This window comes from uncultured Chloroflexus sp. (genome assembly GCF_938091255.1).
Classification (GTDB): domain Bacteria; phylum Chloroflexota; class Chloroflexia; order Chloroflexales; family Chloroflexaceae; genus Chloroflexus.
This window is the reverse complement of sequence record NZ_CALLJH010000014.1, coordinates 23750-50164: the sequence shown is the minus strand read 5'-3', so window position 1 is coordinate 50164 and position 26415 is coordinate 23750. Positions and strand designations below refer to the sequence as shown.

Here is a 26415-nt window from a genome sequence, read left to right as displayed (position 1 = left end):
CTTATGGTATACTCTTTATCGGCGTGCATCAGATGCACGCCAACCTTTTACGTTAGAAGCCTTAGCACTCTCGCCTCACGAGTGCTAACCATCGACCAGCGAGGCAGGACACAGCGATGAGCGGACCTCTGACCGAACGCCGGCAGACGATTCTCAAGCTGGTCATCCAAGAGTTTGTTGACACGGCCACGCCGGTCGCATCCGAGACGTTAGTGCGCAAATATCGTCTGCCCGTCTCGCCAGCGACGGTGCGCAACGATATGGCTGCGCTCGAAGAGTTGGGCTTTCTCACCCACCCGCACACGTCGGGCGGGCGGATCCCGACCGATGCCGGCTATCGCTTTTTCGTCGAAAATCTCATGGAGCGCACGTCGCTGTCGCCCGCCGAGCAGCGTATGATTCGCCACCAATTTTACCAAGTGCGCGGCGAGCTGGATCAGTGGGTACAACTGGCCTGCGCAGTGTTGGCGCGCACCGCGCACAACGCCTCGGTGGCAACCGCGCCGCGCGCCGAGCAGCTCCGCTTCAAGAGCCTTGAGCTGATCGCGATCCACGAGACGATGGTGTTGGCGGTGATGGTCTTCCACAGCGGAATCGTCAAGCAGCAGACGCTGCCGATCGAGCCGGGCCGCACGCCAGAGGATCTGCGCCGCGCCGCCGGCATCGTGAGCGATCTATTGGCTGACACGACCCTGAGCCGGGCCGAAGAGCTCGCGGCGACAGCAACCCTTAACGGCGTCCCGCTCAGCGATTTCGAGCGCGGGCTGGTCGATCTGGTAGTGCGGGCCATGCAGGCGTTTGAAGAGCAAGCGCAAGAGCAAATCTATTCTGATGGCTTGCTCGAAATGCTCAGCCAACCGGAATTTTTGCCGGCAAGCGGGCGCGATGACGCTGAACGCGCGATTGAACGGATGCGCCGCACTCTAGAAATCTTGAAGAGTGGGCGCGGTCTAAGCCCGCTAATCCCGCAGGCGCTCGCTTCGGGCGGCGTACAGGTGATTATCGGCGGCGAGCATGGCGAAGATGCGATGCGCGACTATAGCGTGATCCTTGCTCGCTATGGCGTCGAGGGTGCGATTGCCGGTGTGCTTGGCGTGATTGGCCCTACCCGGATGGCCTATCCGCGCTCGATCTCGACTGTACGCTATATCGCGTCACTGATGAGCAATTTGTTGGCCGAACTCTATAACGTCAATGCGCGCCCCTCTGAGGTCGAGACCGATCCTCAAGATGATCAGCACGCATAATATCATAATATATTGTCTATGAACGAGGAAGCTATGTCGAACCCGGAAGAAGTCAAACCCGACACAACCACCACGACCGGCGATGACGCCGCTGCGACGACGCCAGATACGGCTACCGTCGAGACGCCGGACGATCCGGCAGCGGTGATTGCCGATCTGCAAAACCGATTGGCACAGGCTGAGGCGCAGGCGGCTGAATATAAGGATCAGTGGATGCGGGCGGTGGCCGATTATCGCAATTTCAAGCGCCGCACCGACACCGAACGCGCCGAACTGATCCGCAACGCCGGCGCGGCGCTGATTCTTAAACTGCTGCCGGTGCTCGATGATTTCGAGCGCGCCATTGCCAACATTCCACCTGAGATCGCCAGCACGCCGTGGTGGCAGGGGACGCAACTGATTGCCCAGAAGTTGCGTACTATCCTCGAAAGCGAAGGCGTGAAGCCGATCGAGGCGTTGGGGCAAGATTTTGACCCCAATCTGCACGAGGCTGTCATTTACGAAGAGGCGGAAGGGCAAGAGGGCAAGGTGATCGCCGAATTGCAGCGCGGCTACCTGCTGCACGATCGCGTGATCCGGCCTAGTATGGTCAAGGTCGGACGCGGATGATAGCGGTATAAGGCGGTACCTCCATACGGGCGGGGTTGAACCCCGCCCGTACACCCATCCGTACCAGCGGGGTTAAAACTCGCCGCTCCCTATGCCATAACGAGAATCACGATAACGGCCTGTGTCATCGCATATTGTAAAGGTTCTTTCATGCCGAAGGTTATTGGGATTGATTTAGGCACAACCAACTCAGTGGTGGCAGTCGTCGAAGGCGGCGATGTGGTGGTTATCCCCAACGCCGAAGGCGCGCGCCTCACCCCCTCGGTGGTGGCGATCACGAAGTCGGGCGAACGGGTGGTCGGCCAAGTTGCTCGCCGGCAAGCCGTCACCAACCCCGAAAACACGGTCTTCTCGGTCAAGCGCTTTATCGGGCGCAAATTCACCGAGCCGTCAGTGCAGCGCGATAAAGATCTGGTACCGTACCAGCTCACCGCAGCGCCGAATGGTGATGTGCGGGTACTGATGGCAGGCCGCGAGTATGCCCCGCCGGAGATTTCGGCGATGGTGCTGCAAAAGCTCAAGGCTGATGCTGAAGCCTATCTGGGCGAGCCGGTCACGCAGGCAGTGATTACGGTGCCGGCCTATTTTAACGATAGCCAACGGCAGGCCACCAAAGATGCCGGCAAGATCGCCGGCCTTGAAGTGTTGCGCATCGTCAATGAGCCGACTGCCAGCGCGCTGGCCTACGGCCTTGACAAGAAGGGCAAAGATGAATTGGTGGTCGTCTATGATATGGGTGGCGGCACCTTTGATGTCAGCATTCTTGAGCTGAGCGAAGGGGTGGTCGAGGTTAAAGCGACCAGCGGCGACACCCATCTCGGCGGTGATGATTTCGATCAGCGAATTATCGATTGGCTGGCTGAGGAATTCAAGAAAGAATATGGCATTGATCTGCGTGATGATCGGGTAGCCCTGCAACGCTTGAAAGAAGCGGCTGAGAAGGCAAAGATGGAGCTCAGCTCGCTGATGCAGACTGAGATTAGTTTGCCCTTCATCACTGCCGATTCCAGCGGCCCCAAGCATCTCAGTGCAACGCTGACCCGCGCTAAGCTCGAACAGCTCTGCGCCGATTTGATCGAGCGCAGTATGGGGCCGGTGCGGCAAGCCCTGCGCGATGCCGGTCTCCAACCGAGCCAGATCGATGAGATTATTCTGGTTGGCGGCCAAACTCGGATGCCGGCCATTCAGGCGGCGGTACGCAACTTCTTTGGCAAAGAACCGAACCGCAGCGTCAACCCCGACGAGGTGGTCGCAATTGGGGCGGCCATCCAAGCCGGCGTGCTTGGCGGCGAGGTGAAGGATGTGTTGCTGCTCGATGTGACGCCGTTGACGCTCGGCATCGAGACGCTCGGCGGCGTGATGACGCCGATTATCGAGCGCAATACCACCATTCCCACCCGCAAGAGCCAAGTCTTTTCGACCGCTAGCGATAATCAGAGCAGCGTCGAGATTCACGTCTTGCAGGGTGAGCGGGCCGAAGCGCGCTACAACAAGAGCCTTGGCCGCTTCGAGCTAGCGGGCATTCCACCGGCGCCGCGCGGTGTGCCGCAAATTGAGGTAACGTTCGATATTGACGCTAATGGCATCGTGAGCGTGAGCGCGCGCGATAAGGCCACCGGCAAAGAACAGCGCATCACGATTACCGCTTCGTCGGGCCTCTCGCAAGACGAGATCGCGCAGATGGTGCGCGACGCCGAGCTGCACGCCGAGGAAGATCGCCAGCGGCGCGCGTTGATCGCAGCCCGCAATCAGGCCGACAGCGTGTTGTACGCTGCCGAAAAAGCGCTGCGTGAAGCTGGCGAAAATCTTGACCCGACGCTCCGCAGCAATGTGGAAGAGAAGGCGACGGCCCTGCGCAGCGTGCTCGCTGACGACGACGAGCAGGTGATTCGCAATCGGATTGCTGAATTGGCGGTTGCATTGCAACATGTGACAGCCGCCGCACCCAATGGCGCTGCCGGCGTCGTTGATGGCGAAAAGGTCGAAGAGTAGGTCCGATGGCGGGCCGGTACGCATCGGGATACCGGCCGGCAGCGTGCGTAACGAGGAAACCGTATGACAGCGGGAGCCAAACGTGACTATTACGAGGTGCTCGGGGTGAGTCGCAGTGCGACGCCCGACGAGATCAAGAAGGCATTTCGCCGGCTAGCCCGCCAGTACCACCCCGATGTCAATAAATCGCCTGAGGCTGAGGCGAAATTTAAAGAGATTAACGAAGCCTACGAGGTGCTGTCTGACGAGCAGAAGCGGGCGATGTACGACCGCTTCGGCCACAACCCGCCCGGTTTCGGCGGCATAGGTGGCGATCCATTTGGTGGCGTTGATCCATTCAGCTCGATCTTCGACGCCTTTTTCGGAGGGGCTAGTGCGGGACGCAGCACCCGCGGGCCATTGCGCGGCGCCGATCTGCGCTACACGCTGCGCCTGACCTTTGAAGAAGCGGTGTTCGGTGCCGAAAAGGAGATCGAGTTTCGCCGATTGGAAACCTGCGCCGCGTGCCATGGTTCCGGCGCCGAACCGGGCACCGAGCCGGCGCGCTGCCCGCGCTGCGGCGGCACCGGCGAGATCCGCCAGCGTGCGCCGATTTTCAATATGGTGACGGTGACGACATGCGACACCTGTGGCGGCACTGGCTACGTCATTCCCATCCCCTGCCGTGAATGCCGCGGCGAGGGGCGCGTGCGCAAGAATCGCAAGATTACGGTGCGGGTCCCTGCCGGCGTCGATGGCTCGCAACAGATCCGGATCAGCGGCGAGGGTGAAGCCGGGCCGCGCGGCGGGCCGCCCGGCAATCTCTACGTGGCGCTCGATATTCAACCGCATCCGATCTTCGAACGCGATGGCAATGATATTATCTTGCCGTTGACGATCAACGTCGCCCAAGCGGCACTGGGCAGCGAAGTTAGTGTTCCCACCCTCGAAGGCATCGAGAAGTTGCGCCTGCCGCCCGGCACCCAGCACGGCCAGACCTTCCGCATACGCGGTAAGGGGGTGCCTTTCCTGCGCCAACAGGGTCGCGGCGATCTGATCGTGGTCATCCGAATCGAAGTACCAACCAAACTTACCGATCAGCAGCGCCGACTGTTCCAAGAACTGGCGCAAACTTTTGCGCACGATGGCGACCAAGGTGATAAGGGGTTGTTCGGCCATATCAAAGACGCGCTAGGGTTGTAGCCGGATGGAAACAACCCACGCCCTGTTGCGGCCATATGTAACAGCGAGTGAGTAGATTATGACGACCGAGTTGCTCTATGGGCGCAACGCGGTGCGCGAGGCTCTCCGCGCTCGCCGCCGCGCGTTGCGCCGTTTAGTTATCTCGCGCAGCGTGCAAGAGAGCGGCATTATCGCTGATATTATCCGGCTGGCCGAACAGGCCAGCGTGCCGGTAGAGCGGATCGAACGGCAGGCGCTCGACCGCCAGTTGCGTGACGCCAACCATCAGGGGGTGATGCTCGAAACCGGCCCCTATCCATATGTCGAGATCGACGAATGCCTGCAAGCAGCGGCTGACCGGCGTGAGCCTGCGCTCCTCTTGTTACTTGATCATCTGCAAGACCCGCAAAACATCGGCACCCTGTTGCGTACCGCCGAAGCAGTCGGCTGCCATGGCGTTGTCATTCCGGGCCGGCGCGCCGCCGAAATTACGCCGGCAGTGGTCAATGCTAGCAGTGGCGCAGTCGAGCATCTGCGAGTGGCGATGGTGACTAATTTGGCCCAAACGATCGAAGATTTGCAACGCACCGGTATTTGGGTGGTTGGGCTTGAGCAAGATGAAGCGGCCCAAGATATCGACACAGTCGATCTTGATCTGCCGCTAGCCCTCGTGATCGGTGCTGAAGGAACGGGCATAGCCCGCTTGGTGCGTGAACGGTGCGATTTTCTCGTGCGGTTGCCGATCGTTGGGCAAGTGGGATCGCTCAACGCTGCCGTGGCTGGCAGCATTGCTATTTACCACGCATGGCGGCAGCGCTTCCGTTCGGTGGCGGAATAACCTTGCCAATGATGGCAGGAGCCGGTTGACGTGGACTTGATTTCTACTTGAAGCCTCGCCGAGCCTGCGCTAGAATACAGTGCGGCAGAGCAAGGAGGAACTATGCGTTGGGTAACACTGGTAGCGTTGTTGGCAGCTCTTGGCTATATCGTCTTCTTGCAGCGAAAGTTGGCCGTCGCCGAGCGGCGCGGTGATATGTACCGTGATATTGCTAGCCGGCTGGAATTGCGTGTGGCCGAACTGACGGCACGCTAAGCAGGCGTAGGCAATGTACGCCGTCGCGACTCCTCCAATTGGCGTGCCTGCCGATAATGTAGTGATTCGACCGGCCCGCCTGAGTGATATTGAAGCAATCGTCGCCCTCCACCGCGAAGCTTTTGCTGACACGTTCGGCGCAGCGTTTGGCCCACGCGATCGGGAACGTGGCGCGCAAGCGTTGGCAACCGGCTGGCGGCGGCAAGGGCCAGCGGCGTTGCGCGGCATGCTGGTAGCAGAGTACGCTAGCCAACTCATCGGCACGACCAGCTTGCGCACCCGTGATATGATCGGCGATGGCGGGGGGGTTGCCGAGGCGGCTTTTTTTGAGATATTAGGCGTCTGGGGGGCGTTGCGTTCCCTCTTTGCCCTTTCGCTGCTCGATCATCAGATCGAACGTGGTGAAGGGTTTATCGCCGATGTCGCCGTTGCCCCAGAATGGCGGCGACGCGGCATTGCACGCGCACTGCTGCAACGTGCCGAAAACGATGCTCGCGCCCTCGCCCTCGCCTATCTAGGGTTGTACGTGCGCGAGAGCAATCACGGCGCCCGCGCGCTCTATGAGCGGCTTGGCTTTCGGCCACTGTATATCCGCCGCTCCCTGTTCGCCCGGTTGTTCTTCGGTCAGGACGGTTGGATCTATATGCGAAAGGATCTGGCCTGATCGAGAGGAGATACAGCTTGAAGATCAATGAAGAGGGGAAGACAATGACGTCTCACCAGATCAACCCGTTTTACGTCGCGCAACAGCAGTTCGATCAGGCTGCCGATATGTTGCACCTGCCCGATGATGTGCGGGCGATTTTGCGCGTGCCCCAACGCGAATTGACGGTCAATTTTCCAGTCCAGATGGACGACGGCTCGACCCGCGTCTTTACCGGTTATCGGGTGCAGCACAATCTCAGCCGGGGGCCGGTAAAAGGCGGCATCCGTTATCATCCTAGCGTTGACATTGATGAAGTGCGCGCGCTGGCGATGTGGATGACATGGAAGTGTGCGCTGGTCAATATTCCCTACGGCGGCGCGAAGGGTGGTGTGATCGTCGATCCCAAGCAGCTCTCGCCGGGTGAGCTTGAACGGCTGACGAGGCGCTTCGCCACCGAAATTAGCATCCTGCTTGGCCCCGAAAAGGATATTCCGGCGCCCGATGTCGGCACAAATGCCCAGACCATGGCGTGGATTATGGATACGATCTCGATGCACCGCGGCTATACGGTGCCGGCGGTGATCACCGGTAAACCGGTGAATGTCGGTGGATCGCTGGGCCGCGTCGAGGCGACCGGACGCGGGGTGATGCTGATGGTGCGCGAGATGGTGCGCAAGCTCAATTGGCCGCTGGCGGGGTTGCGCGTCGTCGTGCAAGGGTTCGGCAATGTCGGCAGCACGGCGGCGTATCTGCTCCATCAGCTCGGTTGCACGATCATTGGTGTGGCTGATGCGTCAGGCGGCTATTACTGCGCACATGGGCTTGATATTCCGGCTATGCGTGCCTACGTTGACCGCCATCCGTTCCACTTGCTGGAAGGCTACAATGCACCCGGTGTTGAACGGATCAGCGGCAGTGAGTTGTTGGAACTTCAATGTGATGTCTTGATCCCGGCAGCGTTGGAAAATCAGCTCACTGGCGCGAACGCAGAACACATCCGCGCCAAGCTGATTGTCGAAGGCGCCAACGGGCCAACCACACCGGAAGCGGATGCGATTCTGGGTGAACGCGGCATTATCATCGTGCCTGATATTCTGGCCAACGCCGGCGGTGTGATCGTCTCGTACTTTGAATGGGTGCAGGGCCTGCAAGAGTTTTTCTGGGACGAACAAGACATCAACGAGAAGCTGGAACGAATTATCGTCGGCGCCTTCCAGCAGGTGACAACTATGGCCGAACAGCGCCGGATCCCGCTGCGCCTTGCAGCCTATCTGCTTGCTGTGCAGCGAGTGGCCGATGCGAATATGACCCGTGGGGTGTATCCGTGATGAATGCTAAGCCGCTACAATGTTAAGCAAAGACCGGCTGGCGCGTAAGGTTGTTGCCAACGCCGCTGAACATCGTGGCGGTTTGTGCTGATTGCGCAGGAGACCGTATGCAGATTGTGGTCGTTGAGGATAATCCACTGATGCAACAATTGTTTGCGATCTTCCTGCGCGGGCAGGGCTTTGAGGTAACGGTCGCCGCCACCGGTGCGGCCGCATTGGCCGCGCCGGTCTCATCACCAGCCCTTTTTCTCATCGATCTGCGCTTGCCCGATTGTGATGGGGTTGATCTCTTGCACCAATTGCGCACCCACCCTGAGCTGCGCCACTGTCCGGCCATTGCGCTTAGCGGCCTTGGCGAAAGCGATCGGCGCACGGCGCTCGCTGCCGGTTTCGATCGCTTTCTCACCAAACCGACCGATCTCGATGAATTGATCCTGACGATTACCGAGTTGTTGGGCGGCGCGCCAGATCGTTAGGCTGCGCCGCAGTAGGAGTGATGATGAAGCGGTTAGTGTTGTGGGATGTTGATGGCACCTTGCTCTCGACCGACGGGATCGCCGCTAACGCGATGCGCACCGCGCTGCGGCAGTTGGTTGGGCCAGAGGTTCGGATCGAGCGCACCTCGTATGCTGGCAAGACCGATTGGCAAATTGTGCGCGATAGTCTGCCTTCGTTGGATGAAGCAACTATTCAAGCCCGGTTGCGCGAGTTTATCGCTCTGTACGTCGCCGAACTCACCGCGCAACGCGAGGCGCTGATCGCGCGTTCGACCGTCTTTGCCGGCGTGATGGCCGCATTAAGCGCGCTGACCGACTATGCGTACCAAGCCCCGCTCACCGGCAATGTCGCCGCCGCGGCCCGGATCAAACTCGAATGCACCGGTCTGTTACCGTGGCTCGATGTCGAAGCCGGCGCGTATGGCGATGACCACTTCGACCGGCTGGCCTTACCGCCCATTGCAGCCCGCCGCGCCGAATCCCGTTATCGACGCGCTTTTACCCCCGCTGAAGTGGTGATTATCGGCGATACGCCGCGCGACATCGCCTGCGGCAAAGCTTTCGGCGCGCGCACGGTCGCTGTTGCCACCGGCCCCTTCTCGTTGGCCGAATTGGCCGATCACCGTCCTGATTCGCTCTTGCCCGATCTGAGCAATACTGATGCTGTGCTGGCGGCAGTGTTGGGCTAAGTGTACAGAGTTTGCGGCCAAAAACGAAGGGAGGGCGTTAATAGCAAACGTGCCCTCCCCTTCGCTGCGGACCGGCAATCACACCTTACAATGCGCGCGGCCCGCCATGGAGTTCCTCAACCAAATGCGCGCGCGCCTCAACCGTGGCCATCTGCGCCGAAGCGTAAATTGAAGCGGCGCGCATAATCTCCTTCGCCTGCTCTGCTGGCATGGCACGCACTTGCTCGAGCGTAAGCCCTTGGCTGCGCAGATACTCCAGAATGTAGGCTTGCTCGAGGTGTTCATAGCTTTCACGAGCACCAGTATCAGTCAATTCAGGATCTGTAGGGGGCGTCGTTGCCATAGCGCACCTCCTCGGTGTGGGTTGACGCTTTTACTATAACATACCGGTGCGCTTCGTTTAGAAAAAAGTTCACAACTATCTGTAAAGTAAGGGTGAGTTGGTAACGGCAGGTTTGCAACCCACCGCTACTGGCGACCTACCTATGACGCCGTGGCGGTTGCAGTCGCCTTGGCGCGGGCATGCTCTTGCTCGGCAAGGTACCACGTCGCTTCCATTGCAGCGCGGCAACCATCACCGGCAGCGGTGATTGCCTGCCGGTAAACGTGATCGGCCACGTCGCCGGCGGCAAAAATGCCGGGGATATTGGTGCGGGTACGCCCGTCGGTCACAATATACCCGCCCTCATCGAGATCAAGGATACCGCGGAACAGCTCGGTGTTCGGCACGTGGCCGATGTACGGGAAGACACCATCAACCGGCAGCTCGCTGATCTCGCCGGTTTGCAGGTTGCGCAGCGTCACCGACTCGACCTTGTCGTTGCCGTTGATCGCCACGACCACCGAATTCCAAATGAAGCGCACCTTGGGGTTGCTGAAAGCGCGCTCTTGCAAGATCGGATCGGCGCGCAAGCTGTCGCGACGATGCACGATGAATAACTCATCAACGTAGCGGGTGAGGAACAGACCCTCATCGAGCGCACTGTTGCCGCCGCCAACAACTACCACCTTCTTGCCGCGGAAGAAGAAGCCGTCACAAGTGGCGCAATAGCTGACGCCACGATTAGCCAGCTCTTCCTCGCCGGGCACACCCAGCTTGCGCGGCGACGCGCCGGTACTGACGATGATCGTATCGGACGTGATGGTCTGGCCGCTGTCGGTATGAATCACGAAGGGACGTTGATCAACCTCAACCTTCGTTACCATCGTTTCCAGATACTGAGCGCCGAAACGGGCAGCTTGCTTCTCCATCGCCTCGGCTAGCTCAAAGCCGCCAATGCCTTCGGGAAAGCCGGGGTAGTTCTCTACTTCGCTCGTGGTCGCAATCAGACCACCGGGTTGCATCCCGCGAATCACCAGCGGCTCGAGGTTGGCGCGCGCTGCGTAGAGGGCAGCCGTCAGACCGGCTGGACCCGAACCGATGATAACAACTTTGTGATGCATAATGAATAATCTCCTCGCCTTTGCGTAATGACACACAGATCAAACTAGCGGCGCGACCAGCAGCGCGTCGCTCACAACAGGGAGTATACCATGCTGTGGTATCGTTTGTCTGTAATCTAGATTACCCCCCGGGGGTATGGGGGTAGTAGAATAGGATACAGATGAACCCGCGCTCACGGATTAGCACGGCTGCCCAATCCATGTTCATCCATTCCTAATCCCACCGATCACGGCCTCACACGGGCACCATAGATGGTCACGGTTGCCTACTCCGTGTCACTTTCACCTTTATCCATCACCTTCACCCTTCCGCGGCACCCAATGCACCTGCACGCCGGGCACCGCCGACGGCGGCGCGGTGCCGCAATAGATCCAGACTACCCGGAAACCCAATTCCCGCAAGCGCAAGAGCGTCGCGCGGATCGGCTCAGCGGCCACAGCGCCGATCAACCCAATCGTCGCGCCGGGATGAAGTTCGGGTGTAATCAAGCGCAACAAACGCGCGCCGGGCAACACCGAGTAGGCCGTCAACCGGGCCAGCGTTTCCATGATTTGGCTCAGTTGGTTAGGGCTGCGCCCGGGTGGCAGTCGGACGAGATGTTCATCGGCGGGGGGCGCACCGTTGGCGTAGAGACCAACCGCATGACCGGCGGCAAGGCTGCTACGGGCCAGCGTTGCCGTCACACTAATCAGATGCTCCACCAGTTCGGGATCGATGCCTTGAAAATAGAACTCGAAGGTGTCGAGATCAAGCACGAGGGCCAGCGTATGCGATGTTGTCGGCTCGTAGACACGGGTCTGCAACGTGCCGGTTCGCGCCGTCGCCACCCAATGCACATCTTTGAGCGGATCAGAGGGCGCGTAGTCGCGCACGCCAACCACTCGCAGCGGGTCGCGCAACAACGCCGGCGCACGCATCAATCCCAGCGGGTCACGGGCCGGTAGGCCAAGTTCGGCCAGCGTCAGCAGGCGCGGATAGACGAGGAGGGTCGCATCGGCAGGAAAGGTCGCGTCGCTGCGATAAAGCCCAAATGGATCACCACTCTGGGCTTGGGCCGGCCCCAAGTGAAACGCGCCACGCCGCTCGCACCGCAGCCGGTAGCGCCAGATCACCCGTTCGTACCAGCGTAATCCGGTACTGCGACGAAGCAGGCTGGTCTGGCGGCTGCCGCTGAAGATGACCGGAGCATCAAGTGCGCGCAAACCGTTGGGAATAGCGTCGAAGATTTGGATCTGGGCTAGCGGTAACGGTTTACGGTTCGTGATCGTAATGGTCAGTGTCACCTCATCGCCGGGAAAGGCGCGGGTCTGGCTCAGCTCACGGCGATATTCGACCCGGCGCAATGCCCACCGCTGCCAAAGGCGGGCCGCGCCAAGACTGGTTAACAAGGTGACGGCCAGCAACGCCAAGGCTGCTTGGCGCGCGAGCAAGGCAAGGATCAGAATGGCGAAGAGAGCAGGGATCATGGTGCAACAACGTTCTTGCGCGGTTACGCAGCGAGAAAACAGGACACGGGGCGACGGATGAGCCCAGATCAGGCCAAAGGAGGCAGACCAGTGTCCTATCTTCACTCCCAAACCTTGCGCATCCGTTTTATCCGTGTGTATCCGTGTCCCATTCCAAAACTGGGATCATCCATCACTCTCCCGGCAGACGGCGCCGGCTGAGCGGCAAGGTAAAGAAGAAGCGCGAACCGCGCCCGACTTGGCTTTCGACCCAGATCCGGCCACCGTGGGCCTCGACAATAGCGCGGGTAATAAAGAGACCCAACCCGCTGCCCGGCTGATCGCGGCGCAGACGGGTATCAACACGGTAAAACCGCTCGAAGATCAACTCCTGCTCTTCGGGGGGAATCCCGATCCCCTGATCAGCGACATAGACAATCGCCATCTCGCCCTCAGCGCGAGCACCGATCCGGATCGTGCCGCCGTTGGGGCTATATTTGACCGCATTCTCGATCAAATTGGTGAACACTTGCCGCAGTCGCTCGTAATCGGCATACACCGGCGGCAGATCGTCCGACACCCGGATCTCAAACTCAATCCGTCCGTCGACCTGCGCGGCAAAGCGGCGCACTACCTCTTCGACCAGCAGGCGCAACGACACATCACTCCGTTCGAGGCGCAACCCACCGGCGGCAATCCGCGACACATCGAGCAAATCTTGAATTTGGCGGGCGAGCCGGTCAGCTTCTTCGCCAATCACTTGCAACGCCTCGCGGTACTGTTCAATCGTAAACTGGCCATCGGGGCGCAGCATCGTTTCTGCAAAGCCCTTGATAATACTCACCGGCGTGCGCAACTCGTGCGAAATCACCGATATAAAGGTATTCTGGCGCTCTTCCTCAACCTTCTGGGCCGTAATATCGCGCACATTCGCGATCGCGCTAAGCAAATGGCCATGGGCGCCGCGCTGCGGGGCATAGCGGTTTTGAATAAACAGTTCGCGCCCATCGCGCGTAGTGATCCGGCCCTCGACCACAGGGTTCGTAAGTTCGGGATAGCGTTGCAACGGGCACTCATTGAGACAAATATTCACCCCTTGCGCATTGCGAATAGCGAGCACCTCGGCGCAGGGGCGACCAATCGCCTCTTCGCGTGACCAACCAGTCAATTGTTCCATCGTATGGTTAAAGGTGGTGATCCGCCAGCGGCCATCGATAATCATCACCCCATCGGCAGACTGCTCGATCAACGCATTGAGATGCTGCTTTTCACGCAACACACTCTGGAAAAGGCGAGCATTGCCGACCGCAATCGCCGCTTGATCGGCGAAATCCTGCAATATCTGGCGATCATCAGCCGAAAACGCAACATTGAGCGCGGCGCGAAAGACATAAATCACGCCCAGCGGCGTCTCGCGCACTGTGAGCGGCAGCGCGATCATTTGGCGGAGGGGAATGCCGGTGTCGAGCGAGATTTCGCGTAACGTTTGCGGGCCGAAGCGACTAAGGTCAGCGATTGGGATGCGTAGCAAGGGGGTGAACGCCGGCCAATTCTCGCGCGGCAGGTGCGCGGAAGCCCGAATGCGCAGTATCCCATCTTCGTCGTCGAACAGAGCAATAAAACCGAGCGTACCGGCAAGCAGCTCGACAGCGTAGGTGATGACCAGATTGAGCACGCTGCCCAAATCGAGCTGGGCCGTTAGGGCACGGCTAATCTGCAACAAATATTCGTGTTGGCGCAGGCGGAGATCAGTCATCGTTGGGTATTGTACCACAGCCGGCATGGGCCGGGGCCATCATCGCCCAGTGTAAACTTTTACACTCATCAGCATGCATGTTCGTGCTAGCTGTCAAGGATTACTAAGGATCAAGCAAGCGCAGATTGCCGCGACCATAGCAGCGAGCTTGATCTCATGCGCTATCTTAACGACAAGGCTATGCGGGCGGAGCAAGATAACATTGTTACTATTTACACACCGACTCGACAATCTCAGTTATGCATGATATGATGATAAAAAATTACACCCCAGCACGCAAACTTGGTTTCGCACCCAGTTCGTTGATGGCACGAACAACACCAAGCGATCGGGCAGCGCAGTAAGCGACTACCTACCCCATCGCCACAGCAACAGTGCAACTCGTGCCAAGCTGAGCAAGATCCGGTGGCGATGCCGCGAAACGGGCGCCATCGCCTAGCACGAGGAGAGGCGGCATGAAGTTGGACCTGAGCGGCAAGCGCGCACAAAAGCTGATTCGCGAACACAATCTCACCCCCGAGGAGATCCAGCAGATTGTGGCGGCTGCCCGGATCAACCTCGCCACCTTTGACCCCGGCTACCGGGCGAATGTGACCCAGATCGCCGACGAATTGCGCAAGAGCCGCCCAACCATTTACGGCTGGGCCGATCGGGCGCTGGCCGCAACCATCGACTCGTTGCGCAACATTCGCACTGGCCGGCCTCCCAAAGATCGCGAGCGCTCCAGCCCGCTCAGCGAGGCGTAGGGCACTTTGGAAATGGCATGGTTCCACGACAGTGTATAATAGGGATTGATGCGCAGAGGGGGGAATCCCGGCGCGAGAGTGAGGCAGCATGAGCAGTGGGCTGAAAGAGCTTCTCACCCGGTTCCGGGCGGTCGAGAGCGTAGAAGCAGCCGCCGTGGTCGCTACCGATGGGTTACTGATTGAAAGCGTGGCCCGCCCCGGCGTCGATATCGATGCCGTGGGCGCAGTGGCCTCCAACGGGTTAGCGATGGCTGATGCATTGGGGCGTGAAGTAGCCAAAGGCAGCACCGTGCAGGCGGTGTTGGAATACGATGACGGGTTGGTCTTGATCGAGCCGATCAGCGATGATGCAATGCTCTTGTTACTCACCAACTCGCGCGATGATCTTGGCTTGCTCCGGTTTCTCGCCGCCAAACATCGCGACGAGATGATCGATGCGCTGAGCGCAATCTGACAACGGGTATGCTATAATTTTGAAAAGCGACGCATCGACTCTCGCCATTCTCAGACGTGAAGGTAGGCTGCGATGGATCCTCAGTTGACTAGTATCATCGTGCCCTCAGAAGAGATCGCTCAGATTGAAGAGTGTCTTGCCCGTTTGGTGGAAGACACCGGCAGCGATTACGCCCTTTTGCTCGACAAAAGCGGCCAAGTCATCTCTTCAAAGGGCGATGGCGACCGGCAAGACATTACTGCGCTCGGCGCATTGATAGCCGGCGTGTTCGCTTCCTCGCGCGAAGTTGCCAAACTGCTGCGCGAACGCGATTTTCGCGCCTCGTTCCAACAAGGCGTGCGTGAAAACATCTTTATCGCCCTGATCGAAGAGCAGTGGATTCTGTGCATCATCTTTAATAAAGGGACGCATATTGGCTTGGTGAAGGTCTTGACCAAGAAGGCGACCGATGAGTTGGCCGCCGTGCTCGAGCGGGTGCGCCAGCAGCACAAAGCCCGCGATGAAGTGCTTGGCTCGGCATTCCGCACGTCAATGGAAGACACAATCGATCTGCTGTTCCGCGATTAGCCGCGCTCATGCCCTGCCGATTGGCCGTGTCGGCGCTCGCGTTCGACCGGCTACGCGAGAGAATGTATGGCTCTGATTAATGTCGCTGCGCGTGAAATACATTGCAAGATCGTCTACTACGGCCCCGGTATGTGCGGCAAGACCACCAACTTGCAGTACATCCATAGCCAAGTACCAAAAGAAGTAAAAGGCGATCTGCTCTCAATTGCGACTGAAACGGAACGAACGCTCTTCTTCGACTTCTTGCCGCTTGACCTTGGCAAGGTGCGCGGGTTTCAGACCCGTTTTCACCTTTACACCGTGCCGGGGCAAGTGCTCTATGAACGCACCCGCGTCGCGGTGCTGAATGGCGCCGACGGCGTGGTGTTTGTGGCCGATTCGCACAAGGGCAAGATGCAAGAGAACATCAATAGCTTGCGCGAGTTGGCACAAAATATCACACGCCAAAATAAGCGGTTTGCTGATTTCCCGATCGTATTGCAATACAACAAGCGTGATTTACCGCCCGATGTGTTGGCGCCGGTGGCAATGATGGATCATTTCCTCGGCGTGAACAAGATGAATTGGCCGCGGATTGAGGCGATTGCAACCAAGGGGGTGGGGGTGTTCGAGACGTTGCGCGCTATTAGCCGGGTGGTGATCAGTAAGCTGTAGCGCTAGCCAAAGCAGCGTTGCAGCCGGTAGATGAGGTGAGGCGCACCTATGGCGCTGGCAGGCGATCTGAGTGAGTTCTCACTCACTGACATTATCCAATTATTACAATTGAGTAAAAAGACCGGCGGAGTTGAGATTGATGGCCGCCGTGGCGGGCAAAAACTGACAGGCTGGATCTTTTTTCGAGATGGCAAAATTGTCGATGCGAAATTGCCCGGTTTAGAGCCGCTCGAAGCAGTCTATGCCTTCTTTACGGTCACTAGCGGCCCCTTCCGCTTCCACGAAGGGGTGACGTCGCCGCAGGTCACCATTACCGCGAGCAACGAGTCGATCATTATGGAGGGAGTGCATCGCCAAGAGACGTGGTCTCAGCAACAAGAGGCTGGGCCAACGTTGGCGATGGTGCCCCGGCTGGTACCAAACCCGGCCTCCGGTAGTGTAGAGATTAGCCTTGGCGCAGAAGAGTGGCGCGTGCTGACGATGATCAATGGCAAGCAGACAGTTGGTCAAATCGCCCAGCGCAGCGGCCTTGGCGAAGTGCGCACGTGCGAGATAATCGCCAAGCTGATGCAGAGCGGGTTGATCGAGCGGCGCGAGGCCGCCGCCGGTGAGTCGTTGGCGCCGGAGTTTGAGCAGATTGCTGCCGGCTACCTTGGTGCCGGCGCGAATGTGCTGTTGCAAGAAGCGTACCGGATCGCCGGTGTGATCGACCCCTCTCGCGCTTCGGCGGCCGAGATGCTCGCCGCCGCTGATGCTTTTGAAGCTGAAGCGCGCCGGTTGATCGGCGCTGATCGGGCAGGGCAAGCCGCTGCCCAACTCCGCGAGCGCGCTCGCGAGTTGCTCGTTTGATCTGTGGTACAATGGCAACGCGCGACCCTGCCCGTCGCTTCGGGCAGGTTTTTGATTCTGGGTGCCGCAGTTGTATATTGAGGAGCGTGTCGTGCGCGCATTAATGAGCGTCTACGATAAGTCGGGCATCGTTGAGTTTGCACAGGCGTTGCACGCATTGGGCGTTGAGATTATCTCCACTGGCCAAACGCAGCGTGTGCTCCGCGAAGCCGGCATTCCGGCCCTAGCGGTAAGCGAGGTCACTGGCTTCCCCGAAATTCTCGATGGTCGCGTCAAGACGCTGCATCCGGCCATTCACGCCGGTCTGCTCGCTCGCCGTGATTTGCCGGCGCATTTAGACGAATTGGCTGCTCACGATCTCAAACCAATCGATTTGGTGGTGGTCAATCTCTACCCGTTCGCAGCAACGATCTCCCGGCCCGGCGTTTCTATGGCTGAAGCCCAAGAGCAGATCGATATCGGCGGCGTCGCGTTGTTGCGAGCAGCCGCCAAGAATTTCCCGGCAGTGCTGGTGCTGGTCGATCCGGCTGACTATGACGCTGTCTTGGCCGGGTTGCGCGCCGGCGAGGTGCCATTGGCAGAACGGCAACGACTGGCGGCCAAAGCTTTTGCCCATACCGCCGAGTACGATGCCACGATTGCCGCGTATCTCCGCACTGAACCGCTGCCCGACGTGTTGCCGCTGGCATGGCGCAAATACCAACCGCTCCGTTACGGCGAGAACCCGCATCAGGCAGCAGCCCTCTACGGCGATTTCGGCGCCTTCTTCCAGCAGTTGCACGGCAAAGAGCTGAGCTACAATAACATCCTCGATACAGCCGCAGCCCAAGAGTTGATCGAGGAATTCCCCGTTGCCGAAGGCGCAGCCGTGGCAATTATTAAGCATACCAACCCTTGTGGCGTGGCTATTGGTCGCGATCTGCGTAGCGCGTGGGAGGCAGCGTTTGCCACCGACCGCGAAGCGCCGTTTGGCGGGATTATCGCTGTGAACCGCCCGGTTGACCTTGCCTTCGCTGAGGCGGTGAATGAGATCTTCTCAGAAATTATCATCGCGCCGGAGTTTATGCCTGACGCGCTCACACTGTTGCAGCGCAAGAAGAACCGGCGGCTATTACGCAGCCTGCGCCCAGTAACGAGCGCCGGGAATTGGCAGATCCGCAGCGTGCCCGGCGGGGTGCTGGTGCAAGAACCGGATCACGCGCCCCTCGCTCAGGAGGAGTGGCGCGTTGTGACCAAGCGCGCGCCGACCGATGCTGAAGTGGCGGCATTGCGCTTCGGCTGGCGAGTGGTTAAGCACGTTAAATCGAACGCGATTGTTTATGCTGCCGCCGATCGCACCCTAGGCATCGGCGCGGGCCAAATGAGCCGGGTTGACAGCTCACGCTTGGCGGTGTGGAAGGCGCAACAGGCTGGTCTCGATTTGCGCGGCAGCGTGGTGGCAAGCGACGCCCTCTTCCCCTTTGCCGATGGGGTCGAAGCGGCGATTGCCGCCGGCGCAACCGCCATCATCCAACCCGGTGGTTCCGTGCGCGACGAAGAGGTTATTGCCGCCGCCGACGCCGCCGGCGCCGCGATGGTCTTCACTGGCCGCCGCCATTTCCGCCACTAGTAGGGCCGCGCCACACGGCCGTGCGGCCTAAACCCACGGCGGTGCGCCCGCCAACACAAGCGGATCATCCGCACCAATACGGAGAATTGAGACTCTATGATGGTACAGATGCGTGACAACGAACTCTTGCCAGTCATCGTGCAACATGCTCGCAGCGGCGAAGTGTTAATGCTCGGCTATATGAACACGGAAGCGCTGGTCGCAACGCTCGAAAGCGGCTTTGTCACCTTCTACAGTCGGTCACGCCAGCGCCTGTGGCGCAAAGGGGAAACCAGCGGTAACACCCTCCGCGTCGTCGAAATGCGGCAAGACTGTGATGGTGACGCGCTATTAGTGTTGGCAGAGCCGGCCGGCCCAACATGCCATACGGGCCGGCCAAGTTGTTTCTTCCGCGATCTCGATGAGACCGAAGTCGCCGGCCCGGTACCGCCGGTCGCCATCGTGACCCGGCTAGCCGACCGTATCCACGACCGCCGTGATGTGGCCCCTACCGAGTCGTATACGGCTAAGCTGTTACACGGCGGCGTTGATCGGATCGGCAAAAAGATTGGTGAAGAAGCGGCAGAGGTCATTATTGCCGCCAAGAACGGCAATCCGGCAGAAGTCGCCTATGAGCTGGCCGATCTGATTTATCACTGTCTGGTCTTGCTTGAGAACCAAGGCATGAGCGCCGAGGCAGTGTGGGCCGAATTGGCCCGCCGCTACGCTTCCTCGTAATCAACGGAGATTACTGGCTAACGCTATGAGTAGTTGGGCTGGGCGAGTATTAGTCGTAGACGATGATCCGCAGTTGCGCGATCTGTGCCGGCAGACGCTGGCGCGAGCCGGGTTTGTCGTCACGACAGCGGCAAATGCGCCAATGGCCCTTGAAGCGCTCGACCAGTCAAGCTTCGACCTCATCATGGTTGATCTCGCCATGCCAGAGGTAAATGGGCTGCAACTACTCGAGCAGATCCGGTTGCGAGACATTAGCGTGCCGATATTGATTGCCAGCGGGGTAGCCTCGGTTGAACAGATCGCCTACGCAATGCGGCTAGGTGCGCGCGGTCTGCTCATCAAGCCCTTCCGCCCACATGAGCTAGCTGAGATTGCCCGCGAGCTGGTAGCGAAACGGCAAGCAGTGCGGGTAAGTGACCGGGTCGCTGCACTGCGCCCCGTTTTACAGATCAGCCAGCACCTGTTGGCCGACTTAGATCTGGCACGGCTCTATGCCCTGATCATCGAGACGGTACGGGTAGAGATAAACGCCGAGCGCGCCTCATTAATGTTGCTGGAACCTGACGAACAGGCATTGCGGATCGTCGCTTGCACCGGTTTGCCTGACACAGTGGGCATAGGCACGCTTGTGCCAGTTGCGCACAGCTTATCGGGATGGGTGATTCAGCATCGTCAGCCATTGCTGATCGATACGCAAGTAACAACATCACCGTGGTTTGCCGAACTCCACCAACACTTGCTCGCGCCGGAATTGACCACGGCGCTGTCAGTGCCGATTATGGCCGGCGAGCGGGCGCTTGGGGTGCTTAATGCAGCCAAAGCTACCCCGCACGCTGCCTTTACTATCGCCGATCAAGAGCTGTTGCAGCTTTTGGCCGGCCAAGCGGCAGTTGCGTTGGAAAATGTGCGCCTCTATAGCAAAGTATCGCGTTCAGAGGCGCGCTACCGCGCCCTCTTGCGCCACGCCAGCGATGCGGTGCTTTTGCTCGATGCCACCGGCACAACGGTGCTCGATGCCAATCTGGCGCTGGCTCGCTTATCGGGGTATAGCAGTGAAGAGTTGTTGGCGCTCGATCCGCGCCGTTTCTTGCCGACCTTGCCCCAATTGCTAGGCACCGCCGTCAATGGCCGGAGCGAGCAGAGCGAGATCGAAACGATGCTCTGCACTGCTGCCGGCCACGAGACGGCGGTCGCCGTAAGCGTGAGCGTTGTCCCCGATGGTGATCAACGGCTTTTTTTGGTCATTGCCCGTGATATTAGCGAACGCCAACGTATGGCGCGCGAGCTGGCTCAAGCCGAAAAATTGGCCGCCATTGGACGCTTGTCAGCCTCTATGGCGCATGAGATCAATAACCCGCTCCAAGCCCTCTCGAATACGGTGCGGTTGTTGCGCAATCACGATTTGCCCCCCGATCGCCGTGATCTTTACCTGACCAAAGCGGCTGCCGAACTCGATAGTCTGATCCACCGCGTGCAGCGCATTCTCGACCTTTCGCGCCCCAACCTCGACGGGCGGCGACCAGTGGATCTCAATCAGGTGGTGCATGATGTGATTGCTACCTATCGCGCCACAATGATGGCCCGCGGCATCAAGTATATCGGTGAATTAACCTCAACGCTGCCGTGGGTAACAGCCGTGATCGGGCATCTCAAGCAGGTCTGCCAGACTTTGGTGCAAAATGCGATCGAGGCTATGCCCAACGGCGGCACACTGCGCATCCGCACCTACCTGCGACCGCCTGACGGCGAGCCGGATCGGGCGCTCTTTTGGCGAGCCGGCGGCGGGACGCGCCAACCACTGCCCGATCCAGCCGTCATCCTTGAGATCAGCGACACCGGCGTGGGCATTGCGCAAGAAGAGGTACCAAAGATCTTTGAACCCTTCTATTCAACGCGGTTTGACGGGCTAGGGCTAGGGTTGCCGCTCTGCTATAGCATCATTGACTTTCACGGCGGCGATTTGCTAGTGCATTCCCAACCGGATCAAGGTACTACCTTCCGGGTTGTGCTGCCGGTGTCACATTAGCAGGCCCTAGTCAAGCAAGCCGTCAATCGGGCGAATGACAAGTTGGCGGCCACCGAGGTCGATCGCGATGATAAAATCGCGCACCATGGGTACGAGGGCATCAGGACGACCGTCACGCGCAATCACGGCAATCTCGCCCGCGCCGGTTTCGAGTATCTCGCGCACCTTACCGATCACATCGCCGGTATCAGTCACCGCGTGCAGCCCTATCAGATCGTGGTAAAAGAACTCATTGGCAGCCAGCGGCGCGGCATCAGCAGCGGCGATGTAGACCTCGGCACCGCGCAGGTCGGCAGCCGCATCGCGATCGGTAACGCTCTGCAATTGGATGATAAGTAACCCCGGTTTGTGTAAAAAGAGGCGTGTCACCTGATGCGGGATGCGCTTGGGGCCGATGAAGACGGTGCGCAGATGGCGAATCAGGTATTCGGGATGGCTCGAAATTGAATGGAGTTTAATCTGGCCGCGAACGCCAAACGGAGCGCCAAGCGCACCAATGTACAAAAGATCGTCCATATTTCGACATGCCAAAACAGCCGGCCAGTCGCTTGCGCCGGCCGGCTGCCCGCTAAGTACCGTTATTCAATATCAACGTGAACCCGCTTCTTCTGGCGAGCCGCTGCCACACCCATCAAATCGCGGATTGCCTTCGCCACCCGCCCGTTGCGCCCGATCACCTTGCCGGTTTCCGAGGGAGCAACGGTCAATTGGTAGGTAACAGTAAAGCGACCAGTACGCTCTTTGATGCGCACGGCTTCGGGGGTGTCAACCAGATTACGGGCAATATATTCGAGGAGCGCCTTCATCGAGCTCTCTCCATCGTTGACGATTAGGCTTCCGTTATCACTTTACCCTGCTCATCGAGAATGTTGCGCCGTTGGAACAGCTTGACTACCACCTCGGTCGGCTGCGCGCCGACGCTGAGCCAGTAGCGAGCGCGGTCGGCATTCACCTCCAGCACTTTGGGCTGGCGCGTAGGCAGGTAATAGCCAATGGTCTCAATAAACTTCCCATCGCGCGGTGAACGCGCATCGGCGACGACAATGCGATAGCTGGGCTGCTTGGTTTTACCAGTGCGGCGCAGACGAATTTTAACCATAGATCGTATCGTTCCTCATTCGTAGACCAATATCACACACTTATCACACACTAGCCATATAGTATAGCATAAATTGGCGCGAGCGTTGCAAACAGGCGCGTAGACACAACCGGACGGCCTTAGCGCAACCGGCGCAGCAGCTCGTTGGGATCGATGCTGCCGCGGCCCTTGCCGACTTTGCCGGCGATCTGCTTCATCATGCGCTGCATCTGTTGGAACTGCTTGACTAGCTGGCTCACCTCTTCTTCCGACGTGCCACTACCGCGCGCAATCCGCCTGCGCCGACTGCCTTTAATGATTTCCGGGCGGCGCCGCTCTTCCGGCGTCATCGAGAAGATGATCGCCTCGACCCGCTTGACATGCCGCTCATCGAGCAATTCCTCGTTGCGGGCCAACTGGTTCAGGCCGGGGATCATCGCAATAATCTGTTGCAACGGCCCCAACTTGCGCATCTGATGGAGCGAGGTGAGGAAGTCTTCAAAATCGAACTCACCCTTACTCAGCCGCTTCTGCATCTTCTTGGCCTGCTCGGCGTCGTAGAGCTGTTCGGCCCGTTCGATCAGCGAGAGCACATCACCCATACCGAGGATGCGCGACGCCAACCGGTCGGGGTGAAAGACCTCCAGTGTATTGCCGTCAACCTTCTCGCCGGTCGAGAGAAACTTGATCGGCACCCCCGTAACGGCACGCACCGACAACGCCGCGCCACCGCGGGCATCACCGTCCATCTTGGTCATCACTACGCCGGTCAGCTTGACGCGCTGATTAAACGTCTCGGCGACGCGCACGGCCTCTTGGCCGGTCATGGCATCAACGACCAGCAACCGCTCAGTAGGATGGACGCGTGCCTCGATCTGCTCCAACTCTTGCATAAGCGGTTCGTCGATCTGCAAACGACCGGCGGTGTCGATAATCACTACATTAAACAGCTCTTTACGGGCATGTTCAAGCGCATGTTCAGCAATATCCGGCGGGCTGGCCTGCACCCCCTCACTATAGACCGGAATGTTGAGCTGGCGGCCCAAGGCCTGCAACTGGGTAATTGCCGCCGGGCGATACACGTCGGCGGCCACCAGCAGCACGCGCTTACCCTTCTTGCGCAGATGCAGCGCTAGCTTCGCGGCGAGGGTCGTCTTGCCGGTACCTTGCAAACCGACCAGCATAATCACCGTCGGACCGGGGCGCGCCTCTTGCAAGGGCACGTTTTCAGTGCCTAACAGGTTGATCAGCTCTTGATGGACAATCTTAATGACCTGCTGGTGCGGGGTGAGGCTCTTCGTTACCTCTTCCCCAATCGCCTGCTCGGTCACTTTGGCGACAAAATCTTTGACCACGCGGAAGTTGACGTCGGCTTCGAGCAGGGCTAAGCGCACCTGCTTCATCGCCTCGCGCACATCTTCCTCGGTTAGGACGCCTTTGCTGCCTAGTTTTTGAAAAACGGCTTGCAATCGATCGGACAGGCTTTCAAACATAGTTTATACTCGTTTCGTGATAGTTATTGGTTATGCTGATTGCATTGTACGAGCGAGCGGCGCTGGCGTCAATCTCAGATTGAATGAGATTGCTTGATACCCAGCGGAAGAGATTCATATTTAGGCTGGCGAAAGCGGGTTGTCCCACAGGCGGGATAATCCATACATACCTTTGACGCACAATCTACCCTCTGCTATACTTATTTAAGTCTTCGGCCGCGTTTGCCGGTTCTTTTCATCTCTGCTTTCCCCCGCCACGTCGCGTCCATCTGCTTTCCGCTTTTCCAACCCCACTTGACAGGAGGGTCGTCATGGCGCTAACCGACCTTACCACATTGCAGGCTGAAAACGCGCACTTACGCGAGCGAGTGGCGCAGCTTGCGCGTTTTCAACGCATCGTCGAGACGACCGATCAGCTCATCACGGAAGTTGACGCGCAAGGAGTATTTACGTATGTTAATCCGGCGGCGGCCTACTATTTTGGCTACCCGCCGGAAGAGGTGATTGGCCGGCAATCGCTCGATTTTCTTCACCCCGATGACCGCGAACGAGCGCAGCAAGCCTTTATTGAATGGGTGCAACGCGGTCAACGTACTGTAACCATCGAAAACCGTATTCTGCACCGTGATGGCCGCGTCTTCCACAAACAATGGGCGATCACCTTGCACTACGACGAGCACGGCCACGTCTGCGGCGCCACCTCTCTTTCCTACGACATTAGCGAACTGCAACAAGCTCGGCGATCGGCGATAGAGAGCCGGTTAATGTTACAACTCGTGATTGACAACCTACCGCAAGCGGTCTTTTGGAAAGATCGCGAGGGCCGGTTTTTGGGCTGCAATCGGCACTTTGCCGCTGATGGCGGATTACAGACGGTAGAGGAGATTGTTGGGCGCACCGATTTTGACATGCCGTGGCGCGATCAGGCAACCGAGTATCGGGCCGACGATCAGATGGTGATGGAGCACGGCCCGAAATTGAACGTCGAAGAACCGCTGCGCCGAAGCGATGGTTCGGTGATCTGGCTGCGTACCGGTAAGATACCATTGCGAGACGATGGTGACGTGATTGGGATAATCGGCTTTTATGAAGATGTTACTGCCCTCAAGCGCCAAGAAGAGGAGCTGCGCACCTTTAAGCTCTTGGTTGAGAATGCGCCGGATGGGATTGCGATTGCTGATCTGAACCTGATTATTACATATGCCAACCCGGCGCTCTGTGCCATGTTAGGGCACGAAACATTGGTCGGGACATCAGTTGCAGAATTGATATACACACCGGATTTGGACAAACTGGCCAAGATAGCCGAACACGTCACCCAAGGGCAGACGCTGCGCGAAACGGTGCGCTACGTGCGCAGCGACGGAGCATTAGTAACCGTGCAAGCTTCAGCATTAGCCTTGCGCGATCGTTATGGCAATATGACCGGCTACGCTTCGCTTAATCGCGACATTACCGAGCAATTAGTCGCCGAAGAGGAGCTGCGCGCCAGCGAGCGGCGCAACCGGGCATTGCTTGAGGCAATGCCTGATCTGATGTTCTTGCTCAGCAACGACGGCGTCTTTCTCGATTACAAAACTGATCGCAGCGGCACCCTTATCGTGCCGCCAGAGGTGTTCTTGGGTCGCCGTGTCAGCGATGTGTTACCGCCAGCATTGTCCGAACAGGTGCTTTATCACATCGAGCAACTGCGCCGCACCGGTGAAATGCAATCGTACAGTTATCAGATTGACTTTGGCGATCACCTTGAGGAATATGAAGCGCGCATGGTCGCGAGTAATGATGATGTGCTGGTACTGGCACGCAATGTGACCGAACAACGCCGGATTGAACGTGAGCGGGAAGCGATGCAAGAGCAGGTGATCGCGGCCCAACAGGCAGCATTGCGTGAATTGAGCACGCCACTAATGCCAATTGCCGATGGCGTGGTGGCAATGCCCCTGATTGGCGCAATCGACAGCAGCCGCGCCCAACAGGTCATGGAGACGTTGCTCTACGGCGTAGCTGAACATCACGCACAGGTGGCAATTATTGACATTACCGGCGTGAAAGTGGTTGACACCCAAGTCGCCGGTGCGTTGATGCGGGCAGCGCAGGCGGCGCGTATGTTGGGCGCGCAAGTCATCTTGACCGGGATTAGCCCGGAAATCGCGCAGACCTTGGTGCATATTGGCGCGGAATTGCGCGAGGTGATCACCAAAGCGACGTTGCAAGAGGGGATTGATTATGCCCTGAAGCGGCGTATGCTAACAGCCCGCCAACCCGTAGCGAGAGCATAACCGGCAGCGGTTGCGTTTCTTCTGGTATAATCGCCA

At 58.8% G+C, this 26415-nt stretch carries 27 protein-coding genes; 19 read left to right on the top strand and 8 right to left on the bottom strand.

The annotated features are described in order from the left end of the window. Positions 1-116 precede the first annotated feature (116 nt). The 10 genes from hrcA to Q1A00_RS06070 all read left to right on the top strand — a co-directional run bounded on the left by hrcA (position 117) and on the right by Q1A00_RS06070 (position 9262). Positions 117-1247: a heat-inducible transcriptional repressor HrcA gene (hrcA, locus tag Q1A00_RS06115; protein WP_298400598.1), complete on the top strand. Its 1131-nt coding sequence runs from the start codon at positions 117-119 to the stop codon at positions 1245-1247. Positions 1248-1280: 33 nt separating this feature from the next. Then, positions 1281-1856: a nucleotide exchange factor GrpE gene (grpE, locus tag Q1A00_RS06110; protein WP_298400600.1), complete on the top strand. Its 576-nt coding sequence runs from the start codon at positions 1281-1283 to the stop codon at positions 1854-1856. 150 nt (positions 1857-2006) lie between these two features. Further along, a complete protein-coding gene (gene dnaK / locus Q1A00_RS06105; protein WP_298400602.1) occupies positions 2007-3848 on the top strand; it encodes a molecular chaperone DnaK in 1842 nt (613 codons plus the stop codon). A gap of 63 nt (positions 3849-3911) precedes the next feature. Then, positions 3912-5030 (top strand): molecular chaperone DnaJ, encoded by a 1119-nt coding sequence (dnaJ, locus tag Q1A00_RS06100; RefSeq protein ID WP_298400604.1) that lies wholly within the window; start codon positions 3912-3914, stop codon positions 5028-5030. A 58-nt stretch (positions 5031-5088) separates the two neighbouring features. After that, positions 5089-5847 carry a 23S rRNA (guanosine(2251)-2'-O)-methyltransferase RlmB gene (gene rlmB / locus Q1A00_RS06095; RefSeq protein WP_298400606.1) on the top strand — a complete coding sequence of 253 codons (759 nt, stop codon included), beginning with the start codon at positions 5089-5091 and terminating at the stop codon, positions 5845-5847. Between the two features lie 102 nt (positions 5848-5949). Beyond that, complete coding sequence (locus Q1A00_RS06090) at positions 5950-6102, top strand: hypothetical protein (protein WP_172812265.1); 153 nt, start codon at positions 5950-5952, stop codon at positions 6100-6102. 13 nt (positions 6103-6115) lie between these two features. After that, the gene (locus Q1A00_RS06085; protein WP_298400611.1) at positions 6116-6766 is read left to right on the top strand and encodes an N-acetyltransferase; all 651 of its coding nucleotides are present in this window, start codon (positions 6116-6118) and stop codon (positions 6764-6766) included. Between the two features lie 44 nt (positions 6767-6810). Then, a complete protein-coding gene (locus Q1A00_RS06080; protein WP_366144861.1) occupies positions 6811-8076 on the top strand; it encodes a Glu/Leu/Phe/Val dehydrogenase in 1266 nt (421 codons plus the stop codon). Between the two features lie 107 nt (positions 8077-8183). After that, positions 8184-8552 (top strand): response regulator, encoded by a 369-nt coding sequence (locus tag Q1A00_RS06075; RefSeq protein ID WP_298400617.1) that lies wholly within the window; start codon positions 8184-8186, stop codon positions 8550-8552. Positions 8553-8572: 20 nt separating this feature from the next. Further along, positions 8573-9262: an HAD family hydrolase gene (locus tag Q1A00_RS06070; protein ID WP_299645217.1), complete on the top strand. Its 690-nt coding sequence runs from the start codon at positions 8573-8575 to the stop codon at positions 9260-9262. An 85-nt stretch (positions 9263-9347) separates the two neighbouring features. On the opposite strand, the gene Q1A00_RS06065 is transcribed toward Q1A00_RS06070, so the two are convergent. The 4 genes from Q1A00_RS06065 to Q1A00_RS06050 form a co-directional block, all read right to left on the bottom strand. Beyond that, on the bottom strand, positions 9348-9605 hold the full coding sequence (locus Q1A00_RS06065; protein WP_298490463.1) for a hypothetical protein: 258 nt from the start codon (positions 9603-9605) through the stop codon (positions 9348-9350). Positions 9606-9745: 140 nt separating this feature from the next. After that, positions 9746-10705: a thioredoxin-disulfide reductase gene (gene trxB, locus Q1A00_RS06060; RefSeq protein ID WP_298400628.1), complete on the bottom strand. Its 960-nt coding sequence runs from the start codon at positions 10703-10705 to the stop codon at positions 9746-9748. 288 nt (positions 10706-10993) lie between these two features. Continuing rightward, entirely contained in the window at positions 10994-12172 is a 1179-nt protein-coding gene (locus tag Q1A00_RS06055; protein ID WP_298400631.1) for a DUF58 domain-containing protein, read from the bottom strand. A 172-nt stretch (positions 12173-12344) separates the two neighbouring features. Continuing rightward, a complete protein-coding gene (locus tag Q1A00_RS06050; protein ID WP_298482251.1) occupies positions 12345-13934 on the bottom strand; it encodes an ATP-binding protein in 1590 nt (529 codons plus the stop codon). A 428-nt stretch (positions 13935-14362) separates the two neighbouring features. Between Q1A00_RS06050 and Q1A00_RS06045 the strand changes: the two genes are divergently transcribed. The 8 genes from Q1A00_RS06045 (at position 14363) to Q1A00_RS06010 (ending at position 21529) form a co-directional block, all read left to right on the top strand. After that, positions 14363-14653 (top strand): helix-turn-helix domain-containing protein, encoded by a 291-nt coding sequence (locus Q1A00_RS06045; RefSeq protein ID WP_298400637.1) that lies wholly within the window; start codon positions 14363-14365, stop codon positions 14651-14653. Positions 14654-14741: 88 nt separating this feature from the next. Beyond that, complete coding sequence (locus Q1A00_RS06040; RefSeq protein WP_066782371.1) at positions 14742-15107, top strand: roadblock/LC7 domain-containing protein; 366 nt, start codon at positions 14742-14744, stop codon at positions 15105-15107. Between the two features lie 72 nt (positions 15108-15179). Then, positions 15180-15674, top strand: a complete 495-nt coding sequence (locus Q1A00_RS06035) for a roadblock/LC7 domain-containing protein (RefSeq protein WP_015941405.1) — start codon at positions 15180-15182, stop codon at positions 15672-15674. 66 nt (positions 15675-15740) lie between these two features. Then, entirely contained in the window at positions 15741-16328 is a 588-nt protein-coding gene (locus tag Q1A00_RS06030) for a GTPase domain-containing protein (protein ID WP_066782374.1), read from the top strand. Between the two features lie 48 nt (positions 16329-16376). After that, positions 16377-17177: a DUF4388 domain-containing protein gene (locus Q1A00_RS06025; RefSeq protein WP_298400651.1), complete on the top strand. Its 801-nt coding sequence runs from the start codon at positions 16377-16379 to the stop codon at positions 17175-17177. A gap of 91 nt (positions 17178-17268) precedes the next feature. Continuing rightward, positions 17269-18786, top strand: coding sequence for a bifunctional phosphoribosylaminoimidazolecarboxamide formyltransferase/IMP cyclohydrolase (purH, locus tag Q1A00_RS06020; RefSeq protein ID WP_299755742.1), 1518 nt, complete (start codon positions 17269-17271; stop codon positions 18784-18786). A 96-nt stretch (positions 18787-18882) separates the two neighbouring features. Further along, the gene (gene hisIE / locus Q1A00_RS06015; protein ID WP_299755739.1) at positions 18883-19503 is read left to right on the top strand and encodes a bifunctional phosphoribosyl-AMP cyclohydrolase/phosphoribosyl-ATP diphosphatase HisIE; all 621 of its coding nucleotides are present in this window, start codon (positions 18883-18885) and stop codon (positions 19501-19503) included. A 25-nt stretch (positions 19504-19528) separates the two neighbouring features. Further along, positions 19529-21529: a response regulator gene (locus Q1A00_RS06010; protein ID WP_298400658.1), complete on the top strand. Its 2001-nt coding sequence runs from the start codon at positions 19529-19531 to the stop codon at positions 21527-21529. Positions 21530-21535: 6 nt separating this feature from the next. On the opposite strand, the gene rimM is transcribed toward Q1A00_RS06010, so the two are convergent. The 4 genes from rimM to ffh all read right to left on the bottom strand — a co-directional run bounded on the left by rimM (position 21536) and on the right by ffh (position 24100). Further along, positions 21536-22045, bottom strand: coding sequence for a ribosome maturation factor RimM (gene rimM, locus Q1A00_RS06005; RefSeq protein WP_298400660.1), 510 nt, complete (start codon positions 22043-22045; stop codon positions 21536-21538). A gap of 62 nt (positions 22046-22107) precedes the next feature. After that, positions 22108-22335 carry a KH domain-containing protein gene (locus tag Q1A00_RS06000; RefSeq protein ID WP_066782385.1) on the bottom strand — a complete coding sequence of 76 codons (228 nt, stop codon included), beginning with the start codon at positions 22333-22335 and terminating at the stop codon, positions 22108-22110. A 23-nt stretch (positions 22336-22358) separates the two neighbouring features. Next, positions 22359-22628, bottom strand: a complete 270-nt coding sequence (gene rpsP / locus Q1A00_RS05995; RefSeq protein WP_298400665.1) for a 30S ribosomal protein S16 — start codon at positions 22626-22628, stop codon at positions 22359-22361. Positions 22629-22747: 119 nt separating this feature from the next. Beyond that, on the bottom strand, positions 22748-24100 hold the full coding sequence (gene ffh, locus Q1A00_RS05990) for a signal recognition particle protein (protein ID WP_299755734.1): 1353 nt from the start codon (positions 24098-24100) through the stop codon (positions 22748-22750). Between the two features lie 311 nt (positions 24101-24411). On the opposite strand from ffh, the gene Q1A00_RS05985 reads away from it, so the two are divergent. Next, the gene (locus tag Q1A00_RS05985; protein WP_299755732.1) at positions 24412-26379 is read left to right on the top strand and encodes a PAS domain S-box protein; all 1968 of its coding nucleotides are present in this window, start codon (positions 24412-24414) and stop codon (positions 26377-26379) included. Positions 26380-26415: the final 36 nt, after the last annotated feature.